Below are 14106 nucleotides of genomic sequence, written 5' to 3' on the forward strand. Positions count from 1 at the left end.
GGCCCGGCGCAATCCCTGTAGGAGCGGCCTCGTGCCGCGAAAGGGGCGCGGAGCGGCCCCAGGATTTCAGCGTCATACACAGTGAATGGGGCTGCTTTGCAGCCCTTTCGCGGCACAAGGCCGCTCCTACAGAGGGTGCGGTCAGCCCCGCGTCTTGCCCCGCAACGGCTTCAGCAGATCGCCCAGCCCGTTGTGGTCGATCTCATGCATCAACGCCAGCAACGCGCCCAGCTCCCCGGGCGGGAAGCCCTTGCGGGCGAACCACGCCAGGTAATCGCCGGGCAGGTCGGCAATGATCCGCCCCTGGTACTTGCCGAAGGGCATGGTGCGGGTGACCAGCAGTTGCAGGGATTCGGGTTTCATCGGGCATCGGCCTGTGGCAGGTGAAGCGCGGACCATACTGCAAACTGCACGACGACCCAAGCGGCGATCATGCAGAACGCCGTTTTCAGGTTTTTTGTTTTTCATTTCAAGCTATTGATTTTAATGAATAATTTCATATTCATTAGCCTGGCACGAAGCCTGCTCCGGTAAAGGTGACTATCACCTGCCAAGGAGTTTGTTGCCATGAGCAATCCCAACAAAGACACGATCGATGTACTCAACGACCTGATCGAGTACAGCAAGGACGGTGAGAAAGGCTTCAAGACCTCCGCCGAGGATGTGAAGAACCCACAACTCAAAGCCTTCTTCGTGCAGCGCGCCAGCGAGTGCGCCAGTGCCGCGGCCGAGCTGCAGGGCGAGGTGCGCCGGCTGGGTGGTGACCCGGAGACCAGCACCAGCATCAGCGGCGACCTGCACCGCGGCTGGGTCAACCTCAAGTCGATGGTCACCGGCAAGGATGAAGAGGCGGTGCTCAACGAGGTGGAGCGTGGTGAAGACCATGCGCTCAAGGCCTACAAAGAGGCCCGCGAGAAGCTGGTCAAGCTGGGGCGCTCGGCCAATGACCAGAGCTATACGCTGGTGGAGAAGCAGCTGCAGGGCGTGCAGCGCAATCATGACCAGGTGAAGGCGCTGCGTAACGCGGCACGTGCTCGGTCTTGAGATCTTTGGGGCCGCTTTGCGGCCCTTTCGCGACACAAGGCCGCTCCTACAAGGGGAACGCATTCCTCTCTGTAGGAGCGGCCTTGTGCCGCGAAAGGGGCGCGAAGCGGCCCCTTAGGCCATCGGCCCTTCAACCCGATTCCGGCCATTGGCCTTAGCCCGGTAAAGCGCCTCGTCCGCATCGGCCAGCAGCGTCGACAAATCCTGCGCGGTGCCCGGCACATGCAGGCCGATCCCCACGCTGACCGTCACCGACCGCTCGTCATCGCCAAACGGCGGCATCGCCTCGACGCTGGCGCGAATGCGTTCGGCCAGCAACCGGGCGCCAGCCAGCTCGGTTTCCGGCAGCACCACCTGGAACTCCTCCCCGCCATAACGCGCCGCCAGGTCCGCCGGGCGCCGGATGCACAGCTCAAGGGTCGTGGCCACCTCGCGCAGCACGTGGTCGCCGCCGGCATGGCCATGGCGCTGGTTGAACGCCTTGAAGTGATCCACATCCACCATCAGCACCGCCAGCGGCTTGCGGTTGCGCTGGGCGCGCGCCCATTCCTGGCGCAACACCTGGTCCAGGCGACGACGGTTGGCAAGGCCCGTGAGGCTGTCGGTGGCGGCAAGCGTGGCCAGGCCTTGCTCGGCATCGTGGCGGCGGCGCAATTCACGGCCCAGCAGCAGGGTCAGCCAGAGGATGCCGATGCACAGCACGCCGGTGGCCACGCTGACCACGATCGCGGTGCGGCGCCACGACTGGAACACCTCGTCGGCCGAGTGCGCCACCAGCACGATCAGTGGCAGGTCGGCAACTCGGGCGAAGGTGTAGAGGCGCTGGCCTTCATAGGTAGTCGAGCGGGCGGTGAAGCTGCCGCTGCGCTCCTCGAGGATGCGCTTGAAGTTGGGGCGTTCGCTGAAACTGGTGCCGATCAACGGGTCCTGCGGGCGGGTTGGCTGGCGTGCCAGCAGTTGGCCGTCGGTGTTGAGCAGGTTGATGCTGCTGTCCACGCCGATGTCCAGGCGCTGGAACAGCTCGTTGAAGTAGGACAGGCGCAGGGCCCCGGCGGCCAGGCCCTGGAATTCGCCGTTGGCGCCGGAGATGCGCCGGCTGAAGCTGATGCACCAGTCCAGCTCGCCCAGCCGCGCCTTGAACGGCGGGCTGATCAGCAGGCCCAGGCCCGGGCGGTCGCGGTGGGCCTGGAAGGCCACGGTGTCGGCGAAGTTGGCCTGGCGCGGCACCGCGCTGGTGGAGTCGCCGAGCACATCGCCCTTGGCGTCGAGCCAAAGGATGTCACCGCGCACCGGCGCGGAGAAGGCCTGGTTGAAGAGGATCTGCTGGCGCAGCTTGGCCGGCACGTTGAGCAGCTCGGGGTGCTGCACGGCCCAGATCAGGCCCTTGAGCGACTGGTCGTAGAGTTCGACGTTGCGCAGGATGTCGCTTTCGATCAACTGCACGATGTTGCTCGAGGAGCGCATTTCCGATTGCTCGACGCTGTCGCGCTCGCGGGCCAGCAGGTAGCTGACGATGGCCACGATGGCGAGCACGGCAAGGCAGCTGCCCAGGTTGAGGACCAGCTCGGGGTGTGACTTGTACAGGGCGGATCGTGGTGATCGGGTGGGCAACGTCATGCTCGCAACTGCATAAGCCCCGGGATCCATGGGGAGTGGGCCGGAAAGCGGCGGCGGTATTTTAGGCAAGGCGGGATTGTCGGACAAGATCAAAGCTGATTTGCCCGACGGAAATGATTCAGTAGGCCCATCGCGGGGCAAGCCCGCTCCCACCATTCGCCAGGGCCAGGGCCAGGTTCAGGTTCAGGTTCAGGTTCAGGTCATGGTCATGGTCGTGGGAGCGGGCTTGCCCCGCGATGGGATGTACGACATTTCCGAATCTGAAACCAAATGCTTCAGTCGGGCTGAGCTTGGGACCTATCCTACGCGTCTGCCGGAAGGGTCTGGATAGGCGGGGAAATGCATCAGGGCTAACGTCTTCGGGTCGCCGAATTTGGTGATCGGGTGTGAGAAACCCGAACGATGTTGGTCCCGCATTCTGTTACGGCAGCTGTGCATGGGCAGACCTAGGTCTGGCCGGGTTCCGATGTCCTCGGTTTTCTCACCCCATGTACGGCTGCCACCCTTATCTGGTGAGAAAGGATGAGCTGGCGGTTTCCTTTAATGACATTGGAAAACGCACATGAAGAAGCTGGTACCTGATCCCCCCATCCCCTACATCTCCATCATCGACCACCTGCCGCTGGCCGAAGTCTGGGAGCATGCCGCCGTCCTGATGACCATGATGACCCGCACTTGCGACGTCTACATGGCCTTTCCCGTGGATGAGCGTCCCGAGATCCTGGTGGATAACATTTCCATCCTCAGCCGGCTGCTGAGCTGCCTGATGGCCCACGCCAGGTCGCTGGAGGTGCAGCCATGAGCGAGCAGCCCGAGCCTTGTGCCACTGCCGACGTTTCGACGTTCCTGGAGTGTTTTCGAAGGGGATTTGAAAGCGGGGAGTGCGGCGCGGATCCTCAGCGCCATGGCCAAGGCGTTGATCAATGACCTGGAGATCGGCTTGAACCGTAACCGTTGAAGCCCATCGCGGGGCAAGCCCGCTCCCACGCCTGATAAGCCACCTGGCGTGGGAGCGGGCTTGCCCCGCGATCGGTTCCGGATCAGAACACGTTCAGCGGATAATCCACGATCACGCGGAATTCGTTGTTGTCCTGGATGTTCGAGTACGCCGCGTTGGCCCGGTGCGTGGCATAGCGCAGCAGCACCGACAGGTCCTTCAGCTGGCCTTGCTGGAACACGTACTTCACGTCGAAGTCGCGCTCCCAGTGCCGGGCATTCTCGCCGTCGGCGTTATAGAAGGCGTAGTACTGGGTGTCCTGGCTGGCCTTGGTCAGGTCGGCCTTGCCGCGCGAGTACGACAGCGAGGTGCTCAGGCCCGGCATGCCGAGGCCGGCGAAGTCGTAGTCGTACTGCAGCTTCCAGGAACGCTCGTTCGGCGCGTTGAAGTCCGAGTACATGCGCGAGTTGTCGAGGAAGATGCTGTCGCCCAGGTTGATGTAGTCGAACGGCGTGTCGCCGTTGACTCGCTGGTAGGCGGCGGTGACGCTGTGGTACCCGGCGGCCACGGTGAAGTGCACGCTCCAGGTGTTGTTGTCGATGTCGCCCAGCTTCGACTGGCCGGTGTCCTGGGTGTGGTAGAAGTGTACGCCCGGGTTCAGGCTGACCAGATCGTTGACCTGGTAGGTGTAGTCGAAGTCGGCGTAGTACTGGTTCCAGATGTCCTTCAGCTCGGCGGCGTAGACGTTGGCGGTAACGCCTTCGGTGCCGCTCCAGGAGGCGCCGGCCCAGCTCAGGTTCTGGCTGTCCTGCTCGCGCGTCTGGTTGCTGTAGTAGGTGTTGATGCGGCGGTGGCCGCTCTGGTTGTACGGCTTGGTGAAGCTGACCTTGCCGCCTTCGAGCATCAGCCCGTCGATGCTGCGGTTGGTCACGGCGACGCCGCGGAAGGTCTGCGGCAGCATGCGGCTTTCGCCACCGGCAATCACCGGGTTGGTGAGGAACAGGTCACCGGCCTTGAACTCGGTGTCGAAGCCCTTGAGCTTGATCGCGCCGCCGGCGGTGGAGAAGGCGTGGCGTGCCTTGTCTTCCGGCGCGCTTGGCAGGATCGAGGTGCCGGCGCGGCCACCGCCGCCGTCCAGCTTCAGGCCGACCATGGCGTGGGCGTCGAGGCCGAAGCCGATCACGCCCGGCGTGTAGCCGGACTCGAAGCGGGCGACGGCGCCTTGGCCCCACTCGCGCTTGTCCTTGATCGAGGCATTCTTCTCGTTGCGGTTGAAGTAGGCATTTCTGAAATGCAGGTTCAGCGTGGAACCCTCGATGAAGCCTTCAGCCTTGTCTTCATCGGCCTGTGCGGCCACGGGCATCGTTGCGGCCAATGCAACGAACAACGGGGTGAAACGAAACGCAAAAGACACCGGTACAAACTCCTTTGGTCAAGCGATGGGGCAGTTTTTTATTGTCGTGTCTGCAAGTTCTTATTAGAGACGTAACAGCCAGGCTGATATTTTCGACGCATAAAAAAAGCCGCTGAAAGGCAGCGGCTTTGAAAGGCTAACATATCGTCACGGGCACTGCCCATGGTGTAGCCAAGGGAAAACTGGAAACTGGAGTCAGGCCAATCAGCTGTCGGCATCGGTGTCGACAGAGACTTTGGAAGCAGTCTGCCGTGCGTCTTTTACCGCATCGGCCTGTTGCGCGGCGTAGGCTTCGCGAGCCTCTTGGTGAACGGCGGCAAACTCAGCGTTACGGGCGACAAAGGCCGGGGATTCTTCCGCCATGGCCAGGGGCGACAACAACAGGGAAGACAGGACGAACACGCTGGCAATACCCATACTGTTGGACATGTGATGCAACCTTCTTGCGCGGCAAGTGCTAATGGAGACAGGGCTAAAGTTAGTCCTGTAAACAGCGGGGAAACAGAGGCTGTTCAGATAAGCACTGTTGCGCAAAAAGTAATGATCACGGCAAAAACACTCAGACTTTTACCGCAAACCCGCGTAGTTGAGCGTTTGGCAAGTTGATACCGAAGGTATTGGCGCCCGCTTCGCTGTGCACGAAAACACTGCCGCCGTGCATCAGGGCGATCGCCTTGACGATGGCCAGGCCCAGTCCGTGGTTGCCGCCGCCGCTGTTGGCGCGTGCCGCATCCACCCGGTAGAAGCGCTCGAACAGCATCGGCAGGTGCTCGTCGGCAATCGCCGGCCCCGGGTTGCTCACGGCGATGCTGACCTGTTCCTCGCCCGCCTCGATGCGCACCTGGATCACCTGGTGCGGCGCGGTGTGCTGCACGGCGTTGTTCAGCAGGTTGATCAGCGCCCGGCGCAGCTGGGCCTTCTCGAAACAGGCCTGGGCGTCGCCGCTGACGCTGACGCTGACCTGGGCGTCCTCGAGGATGAAATCGAGGTAGTCGAGGGTGGTGGCCACTTCCTCGGCCAGTGAGGCGCTGGTCAGCGAGGTGGCCTTGCTGCCCTGGTCGGCGCTGGCCAGGAACAGCATGTCGTTGATGATGCTGCGCAGGCGCTCCAGCTCTTCGAGGTTCGATTGCAGCACCTCGAAGTAGTGCTCGGCGCTGCGCCCGCGGGTCAGGGCGACCTGGGTCTGGCCGATCAGGTTGGTCAGCGGCGAGCGCAGTTCGTGGGCGACATCGGCGTTGAACGCCTCGAGTTGCGAATAGGCCTGGCTGACCCGGTCGAGGGCGGCGTTGAAGGCGCCGGCGAACTGCGCCAGCTCCGGCGGCAGGTCGCGGGTCTGCAGGCGGCCGTCCAGGCGTGGCGGGGCCAGGGCCTGGGCTTCGTCCGATAGCGCCAGCAGGGGTTTGAGGCCGATGCGTGCGACCCAGTAGCCGAGCAGCGAGGCCAGCAGCACGCCGAAGGCGGCCAGGCCGACGATGGCCACCAGCAGGCTGTGCTGGGCCTGCCAGAAGGTCTCGGTGTCGATGCCGATCAGAAAGCGCAGCGATGGGCGCTCACCCAGTGCCGGCAGTTCGCTGACCAACACCTTGTACGGGTAGGGGCTGTCGCTCAGGCGCAGGTCGCGCATGCCCGGCGCGCCCTCGGCGAAGCCGCGCACCTGCTCGGTGGGATGGCCGTATTCGAAGGCCGGGTTGCTGCTCACCACCCAGAAGCGGATGCGTCGGTCTTCCTCGCTGAGCAGGTTGAGCTTGTTGTTGATCTTGGCCCAGTGCTCGGGAGTGCCGTAGCGGTTGAGGGTGGATTCGAGCACGCTGAAGCGCGCGTCCAGTTCGGCGGCCGGCAGCAGGTCGAGGCTGCGGTCGACCTGGCGGTACAGGGCGCTGCCGATCAGCACGAACACGGCCAGGGCCACCAGGGTGAACAGGGCCGAGAGGCGCAGGGCGATGGAGTTGCCGGGTTTGCTGGGCAGAATGGTTTGGATCATTTACCGCCTCTCGCTGGGGCAGGCCCTGTCAGATAAGGCAATGGGGGCCGTTGAGCGGTCCCTGTGGGAGCGGGTTTACCCGCGAACACCGGCGAAGCCGGTGCCAAGCACCGCGCAGGCCACTTCGCGGGTAAACCCGCTCCCACAGGGGCCCCGTCACTACCCACGGTTCTCCAGGACATAACCCATGCCTCGAATGGTATGCAGCAGCTTGTTGTCGAACGGCCCGTCGAGCTTGGCGCGCAGGCGCTTGATGGCCACCTCGACGACATTGGCGTCGCTGTCAAAGTTGATGTCCCAGACCAGCTCGGCGATGGCGGTCTTGGACAGGATCTCGCCCTGGCGCCGGGCCAGCACGCTGAGCAGCGAGAACTCCTTGGCGGTCAGGTCCAGGCGCGATCCCGCGCGGGTGGCCTTGCGCGCCATCAGGTCGATCCACAGGTCGGCGACCTGAATCTGCAAGGGCTCGTGGATGGCACTGCGCCGGGTCAGCGCCTGCAGGCGGGCGACCAGTTCGAGGAACGAGAACGGCTTGCCCAGGTAGTCGTCGGCGCCTTCGCGCAGGCCGTGGATACGGTCCTCGACCCGCTCGCGGGCGGTGAGCATGATCACCGGCGTCTGCTTGCGCGCCCGCAGTGCGCGCAACACGCCATAGCCATCCAGGCCCGGCAGCATCACGTCGAGCACGATCACCGCGTAGTCGCCTTCCAGGGCCAGGTGCAGACCGTCGATGCCGTCGCGGGCCAGGTCGACGGTGAAGCCCTGCTCGGTGAGGCCGCGATGCAGGTAGTCGGCGGTTTTCTCTTCGTCTTCGATGATCAGCACACGCATGGTCTTGTCTCAACTGGCGGTCGGCGCGGGGGCGGCAGCGGCCCGGCGGCGGTGGAACAGACGCTCCAGGGCCAAGTATATGACCGGGGTGGTGAACAGCGTCAGGGCCTGGCTCACCAGCAGGCCGCCGACCACGGCGATGCCCAGCGGCTGGCGCAGCTCGGCGCCGGTGCCGAAGCCGAACATCAGCGGCACCGCGCCAAGCAGCGCGGCCAGGGTGGTCATGATGATCGGACGGAAGCGCACCAGGCATGCCTGGCGGATCGCCTGCTCTGGCGTCATGCCCTGGTGACGCTGGGCGTCGAGGGCGAAGTCGATGAGCAGGATGCCGTTCTTCTTGACGATGCCGATCAGCAGCACCACGCCGATCAGGCCCATGATGGTGAAGTCCTGGCCCATCAGCCACAGCAGGATCAGCGCGCCCAGGCCCGCCGAGGGCAGGGTGGAGATGATGGTCAGCGGGTGCACGAAGCTCTCGTAGAGCACGCCGAGGATGATGTACACCGCCACCAGCGCGGCGAGGATCAGGTACGGCTGGCTCGACAGCGAGCTCTGGAACGCCTGGGCCGCGCCCTGGAAGTTGCCGGCGATGGAGTCGGGCATGCCCAGCTCGCGCTGGGTGCGTTCGAGGATCTGCACCGCATCGCCCAAGGCCACGCCGGGGGCCAGGTTGAACGACAGGTTGGCCGCCGGGAACAGGCCGTCGTGGCTGATCGACAGCGGCCCGGTGCTGGGCGGCGCGACATGGGCCAGGGCCGACAGCGGCACCATCTCGCCGGACAGCGGCGAGCGCAGGTAGAAGTAGTTGAGGCTCTCGGCCTTGCCGCGCTGGCGGGCGTCCAGCTCGAGGATCACCTTGTACTGGTTGGTCTCGGTCTGGAACTCGCTGATCTGTCTCTGGCCGAAGGCGTCATACAGTGCCTGGTCGACGTCGGTGGTGGTCAGGCCGAAGCGCGCCGCGGCCTGGCGGTCGATGTCGATGCGGGTGACGCTGGCGCCCAGCTGCAGGTCGTTGGACAGGTCGCGAAACGCCGGATTTTCACGCAAGCGCTCGGTCAGGCGCTGGGTCCACAGGTTCAGCGCCACGCCGTCATTGCTCTTGAGCACGTACTGGTACTGGGTGCGCGAGGGGCCGGAGCTGAGGTTGATGTCCTGCCCGGCGCGCAGGTAGAGGACGATGCCGGGGATTTGCATCAGTTTCGGGCGCATGCGGTCGATCCATTCACTGGCCGACACATCGCGTTCGCCACGGGGCTTGAGGGAAATCCAGAAGCGGCCGTTGGCGATGGTCTGGTTGCTGCCGGTGACGCCGACCGAGTGGGAGAAGGCGCGTACCGCAGGGTCGGCCTCGATGATCTTCGCCAGGGCCTGGTGTTTCTCGATCATCGCCGGGTAGGAGACATCCGCCGCCGCCTCGGTGGTGCCGAGGATGAAACCGGTGTCCTGCAACGGGAAGAAGCCCTTGGGGATGGCCACGTAACCGGCCACCGCCAGCGCCAGGGTCAGGCCGAACACGCCGAGGGTGATGCGCCGATGCACCAGGGCCCGGTCCAGGCCCTTTTCGTACCAGCGCACCAGGCGCTGGCCGAGGCCGCCATGCTGCTCTTCGGGCGGGCGGCGCATGCACAGCGCGGCCAGGGTCGGCGCCAGGGTCAGCGAGACCACCACCGAAATCAGGATGGTCGCGGTGGCGGTCAGGGCGAACTCCTTGAACAGCCGGCCGACCACGCCGCCCATGAACAGCAGCGGAATGAACGCGGCGATCAGCGAGAAGCTGATCGACACCACGGTGAAGCCGATCTCGCCGGCGCCCTTGAGCGCGGCGGTGCGGCTGTCGTCGCCGGCCTCCAGGTGGCGGTGGATGTTCTCCACCACGACGATGGCGTCATCCACCACGAAGCCCACGGCGATGACGATGGCCACCAGGGTCAGGTTGTTGAGGCTGAAACCGAACACGTACATCAGCGCGCAACTGGCGATCAGCGACACGCCGAGCACGCTGGAGACGATGAAGGTGGCCGACCACTGGCGCAGGAACAGCGCCATCACCCCGATCACCAGGGCCACGGCGATCATCAGGGTCAGCTCCACTTCGTGCAGCGAGGCACGGATGGTCTGGGTGCGGTCCTGCAGCACCGAGACATCGACCGCCGCCGGCAGCATCTCCTGCAGGCGCGGCAGGGCTTCGAGCACCCGGTCCACGGTGTCGACGATGTTGGCCCCGGGCTGGCGGAAGATCACCAGGTTCAGCCCCGGCCGGTCGCCGGACCAGGCCTTCACATAGGCGTTCTCGGCGCCATCGATCACCTTGGCCACGTCGGCCAGGTGCACCGGCGCGCCGTTGCGGTAGCTGACGATCAGCCTGGCGTAGTCCTCGGGATGGAACAGCTGGTCGTTGGCGGCAATGGTCGACACGCTGTGTTCGCCGTACAGCGCGCCCTTGGCCAGGTTGAGGCTGGTCTGCTGGATGGCCAGGCGGATATCGGCCAGGGTCAGGCCGATGGCGGCGAGCTTCTCGGGCTGGGCCTGCACGCGGATGGCTGGGCGCAGCTGGCCGGTGATGTTGATCAGGCCGACCCCGTCGATCTGGCTGAGCTGGCGGGCCAGCAGGGTCTCGGCGTAATCGCTGAGCTCATTGCCGGGCATCTGCGTCGAGCTGACGGTGAGGATCAGCACCGGGCTGTCGGCCGGGTTGACCTTGCGCCAGGTGGGCGGGCTGGGCATGTCCTGGGGCAGGCGCGCGGTGGCGGTGTTGATCGCCGCCTGGACTTCCTGGGCGGCGGTGTCGATGTTCTTGTCGAGGGTGAACTGCAGGATCAGGTTGGTCGAGCCCAGGGCGCTGCTGCTGGTCATCTGGGTCATGCCGGGGATGGCGCTGAACTGCACCTCCAGGGGCGTCGCCACCGACGAGGCCATGGTTTCCGGGCTGGCGCCGGGCAATTGGGCGGTGACCTGGATGGTCGGGAAGTCGGCCTCGGGCAGGGGCGCCACCGGCAGGCGCGGGAAGGCGATGGCGCCCAGCAGCACCAGGGCGAAGGTCAGCAGCAGGGTGGCGATGGGGTGGTCGATGCACCAGGCCGAGACGCCGTTGCGGGTGTTCATGGCTGGCTCGCCTCCGCTTTGGCGTTGTCGGTAAGGGCCTCATCGCGGGGCAAGCCCGCTCCCACGTCCTGGTGCTGCCTGGGTGGGAGCGGGCTTGTCCCGCGATTGCCATCCGCCAGGCGCTGCGACTGCTTGCACTGTGACTCGCCACTGAGCTCCACGTGGCTCCCCGGCTTGAGCCGCGACTGTCCATCGAGCACCAGGCAATCGCCGGCCTTGACCCCGGCGATGACGTTCAGCGTGCTGTCCTGGTACACCACCTTGACCGGCACGGCGCTGACCTTGTCGCCGTCCATGCGGTAGACGAAGTGGCCGTCGATGCTGCGTTGCACCACCGGCGGCGGCACCACCAGGGCGTCCTCGTCCACCGCCGTGCGCAGGCGCACGGTGACCAGCTGGCCGGGCCACAGGCGGCCGTCCTGGTTGTCGAACTCGGCCTTGATCCGCACCGTGCCGGTGGTGGTCGAGACCTGGTTGTCGATCAGCATCAGGTGACCCTTGGCGAGCAGGCTGCGTTCACCGTCGGCGTCCATGTACGCTTCGACCTCGGCGGGGGTAGGCGATTTCAGCAAGCCCTGCAGGACCGGGAGCTGCTGCTGAGGCAGGGCGAACTCCACGGCGATCGGGTCGATCTGGGTGACGCTGAACAGGCTCTGGGTGTCGCTGGTACGCACCAGATTGCCGGGGTCGACGTTGCGGATGCCGACGCGGCCAGTGACCGGCGAGCGGATCTGTGTGTAGCTGAGTTGTACCGCGGTGTTGTCGATGGCCGCCTGGTTGCCTTTGATGGTTGCCTGCAACTGGTTCACCAGGGCCTGCTGCTGGTCGAGGGTCTGCTTCGACACGCCGTCGTCGGTGCTCAGCAACTGGTAGCGCTTGAGGTTGACGTTGGCCACCTGCAACTGCGCCTGGGTCTGGCCGAGCTGGGCGCGGGCCTGGTCAAGGTTCGCGCGGATCGCCCGGTCGTCGAGGGTGGCCAGCAGGTCGCCCTGGCTGACCCACTGGCCTTCCTTGACCAGCACCTGGGTCAGCACGCCCTCGACCTGGGGGCGGACCTCGACGCTGTGCAGCGACAGCACCGAGCCGATGGCGTCGAGGTAGCGCGGCACGTCCTGTTGGGCCACCGCGACCACCCGCACGGGGATCGCGCTGGCGGCGCGGTTGGCCGGGGCTTCGTGGCGCAATCCCTGCCAGGTGCCGACGACGGCCAGCAGGACAAGGGCCAGGGCGGCGATAACGAGGGAGCGGGACGGACGTCGCATCGGGGCGGGCACCTTGGCCAAGGGGCTAAGAAAAGGATTCGGCTATTGCAGGGTTATAGCGCGCCGACCGGGTCGGCAGCGTGACGCCTGGCTGTCACGGCTGTCAGTTTCGGCGGCTTGATGGCCAAGTGCCAATACCCTGCCATGGATCAATGTTGCGCCGGCGTTTGCCCCTAGAGTCGTACGCCCTGCCGATTTCACGTACAACAACGAGAGCCTCCGATGAAGTGCAATATGCCTGTTACCGGTCGCGAAGTGGATTACCCCGGCGACGCCAATATCCTGTCCACCACCGACCTGGACAGCCGCATCACCTATGCCAATGACGATTTCCTGCGGGTCAGCGGATTCTCCCGCGAGGAGCTGCTGGGCAACGCCCATCACATCGTCCGCCACCCCGACATGCCGCCCCAGGCATTTGCCCAGATGTGGCAGGCGCTCAAGGCCGGGCGCTCGTGGATGGGGCTGGTGAAGAACCGCTGCAAGAACGGCGACCACTACTGGGTGAGCGCCTTCGTCTCGCCGATCAGCAGCGGCGGGCAGGCGCTGGAGTACCAGTCGGTGCGGACCAAGCCCGGGGCCGAGCAGGTCGCCGCGGCTGAACGGTGTTATGCGCGTCTGCGCGAAGGTCGGCGTGGCTGGCGCGAGCGCTTGCCGGTGCTGGGGCTGGGTTCGCGTCTGTCGCTGGCGGTCGGCGTCGTGCTGGCGTTGGTGCTGGGGGCCGGGCAGTGGTGGCTGGGGGCGCCGCTGCTGGAATCGCTGGTAGAAGTGGCGGCGGCGGCAGGTTTGAGCAGCCTGGCGATCCTGTTACTGCTGCGCCCCTACGAGCGGCTGCGCCAGCAGGCCCAGGCGATCGCCGACAACCCACTGAGCCAGCAGTTGTACACCGGCCGGCGTGATGGCCTGGGGCAGATCGAGTTCGCCATGCGCATGCTCAAGGCGCAGCTGGGGGCGGTGGTCGGGCGTATCGGCGATACCTCGTCACGCCTGGCCGGACATTCCGGCTCGCTGGTCGAGGCCTTGCACAGCAGTCATGCCAACAGCCTTGAGCAGCAGAGCGAAGCCGACCAGGTGGCCACCGCGATCCACCAGATGAGCGCCAGCGTCGCCCAGGTGGCCAGCAGCGCGCAGATGGCGGCGATGGCCGCCGACCAGGCCGAGGACGAGACCCAGTCCGGCCACCAGCTGGTCGACCGCAACCGCTGCGCGATCCAGGACCTGGCAGGTTCACTGGTCGAGGCCAGCGAGGTGATCCACCAGCTGGAGAGTCACAGCAGCGAGATCTCCGGGGTGCTCGATGTGATCCGCGGCATTGCCGAGCAGACCAACCTGCTGGCGCTCAACGCCGCCATCGAGGCGGCCCGGGCCGGTGACCAGGGGCGTGGCTTCGCGGTGGTCGCCGACGAGGTGCGCGGTCTGGCCCAGCGCACCGCGCAGTCCACCCACGATATCCAGCGCATGATCGCCGCCCTGCAGGACGGCGCCCGCGCGGCGGTGCAGGTGATGCAGCAGAGCAGCGCCCATGCCGGGCACAGTGTCGAGCAGGCGCAGCTGGCCAGCGACGCGCTGGACAGCATCAGCGTGCGGGTCAACCAGATCAACGAGATGAGCCTGCAGATTGCCGCGGCAGTGGAGCAGCAGAGCCAGGTCAGCGAGAACATCAACCGCAACATCACCAGCATCCGCCAGGCCAGCGAGGCGACGGTCAGCGTCGGGCAGCGCAGTCATAGCAGTGCCAGTGACGTGGCGGACCTGGCCAAGGACCTGCGGCGGCTGGCGGATGAGTTCTGGCGGCGGTGTCAGTGATTGATTGAGTTGTCAGGGCCGGCCCTATCGCGGGGCAAGCCCGCTCCCACAATGTTGGCATCGAAGCATCGAAGCATCGAAGCATCGAAGCATCGAAGCATCGGAGGGGGAG

The 14106-nt window shown here is 65.5% G+C and carries 10 protein-coding genes and 3 pseudogenes; 5 read left to right on the forward strand and 8 right to left on the reverse strand.

The genetic code is table 11. The annotated features are described in order from the left end of the window. Positions 1-141: 141 nt before the first annotated feature. Positions 142-363 (reverse strand): DUF3820 family protein, encoded by a 222-nt coding sequence (locus AC0MAZ_RS08150; RefSeq protein ID WP_234560464.1) that lies wholly within the window; start codon positions 361-363, stop codon positions 142-144. Between the two features lie 204 nt (positions 364-567). On the opposite strand from AC0MAZ_RS08150, the gene AC0MAZ_RS08155 reads away from it, so the two are divergent. Then, a complete protein-coding gene (locus AC0MAZ_RS08155) occupies positions 568-1044 on the forward strand; it encodes a ferritin-like domain-containing protein (protein WP_203647954.1) in 477 nt (158 codons plus the stop codon). Positions 1045-1158: 114 nt separating this feature from the next. Here the strand turns inward: AC0MAZ_RS08155 and AC0MAZ_RS08160 are convergent, their stop codons facing one another. After that, positions 1159-2655: a GGDEF domain-containing protein gene (locus AC0MAZ_RS08160; protein WP_203652705.1), complete on the reverse strand. Its 1497-nt coding sequence runs from the start codon at positions 2653-2655 to the stop codon at positions 1159-1161. 568 nt (positions 2656-3223) lie between these two features. Between AC0MAZ_RS08160 and AC0MAZ_RS08165 the strand changes: the two genes are divergently transcribed. Further along, positions 3224-3463 (forward strand): hypothetical protein, encoded by a 240-nt coding sequence (locus AC0MAZ_RS08165; RefSeq protein WP_062575113.1) that lies wholly within the window; start codon positions 3224-3226, stop codon positions 3461-3463. 57 nt (positions 3464-3520) lie between these two features. Continuing rightward, positions 3521-3619 (forward strand): annotated as a pseudogene (locus AC0MAZ_RS08170) (DUF3077 domain-containing protein); the annotation flags it as partial. 82 nt (positions 3620-3701) lie between these two features. On the opposite strand, the gene AC0MAZ_RS08175 reads toward AC0MAZ_RS08170, so the two are convergent. The 6 genes and pseudogenes from AC0MAZ_RS08175 to AC0MAZ_RS08200 form a co-directional block, all read right to left on the reverse strand. Next, positions 3702-5012: an OprD family porin gene (locus AC0MAZ_RS08175; protein ID WP_203647953.1), complete on the reverse strand. Its 1311-nt coding sequence runs from the start codon at positions 5010-5012 to the stop codon at positions 3702-3704. Positions 5013-5216: 204 nt separating this feature from the next. Beyond that, positions 5217-5441, reverse strand: coding sequence for a hypothetical protein (locus AC0MAZ_RS08180; protein WP_050703787.1), 225 nt, complete (start codon positions 5439-5441; stop codon positions 5217-5219). A 130-nt stretch (positions 5442-5571) separates the two neighbouring features. After that, positions 5572-6993, reverse strand: coding sequence for a heavy metal sensor histidine kinase (locus AC0MAZ_RS08185; protein WP_475860845.1), 1422 nt, complete (start codon positions 6991-6993; stop codon positions 5572-5574). Between the two features lie 159 nt (positions 6994-7152). Next, entirely contained in the window at positions 7153-7824 is a 672-nt protein-coding gene (locus tag AC0MAZ_RS08190; protein WP_110736828.1) for a heavy metal response regulator transcription factor, read from the reverse strand. A gap of 9 nt (positions 7825-7833) precedes the next feature. Beyond that, positions 7834-10926 carry a multidrug efflux RND transporter permease subunit gene (locus AC0MAZ_RS08195; RefSeq protein ID WP_475860846.1) on the reverse strand — a complete coding sequence of 1031 codons (3093 nt, stop codon included), beginning with the start codon at positions 10924-10926 and terminating at the stop codon, positions 7834-7836. Positions 10927-11066: 140 nt separating this feature from the next. Then, positions 11067-12188: pseudogene (locus AC0MAZ_RS08200) on the reverse strand (efflux RND transporter periplasmic adaptor subunit); the annotation flags it as partial. A 234-nt stretch (positions 12189-12422) separates the two neighbouring features. On the opposite strand from AC0MAZ_RS08200, the pseudogene AC0MAZ_RS08205 reads away from it, so the two are divergent. Both AC0MAZ_RS08205 and AC0MAZ_RS08210 read left to right on the forward strand, forming a co-directional pair. Beyond that, positions 12423-12692, forward strand: a pseudogene (locus tag AC0MAZ_RS08205) (PAS domain-containing protein); the annotation flags it as partial. A gap of 231 nt (positions 12693-12923) precedes the next feature. After that, entirely contained in the window at positions 12924-13994 is a 1071-nt protein-coding gene (locus tag AC0MAZ_RS08210; RefSeq protein WP_442799888.1) for a methyl-accepting chemotaxis protein, read from the forward strand. The last annotated feature ends 112 nt before the right edge of the window (positions 13995-14106 follow it).

This window comes from Pseudomonas sp. A, from assembly GCF_056270345.1.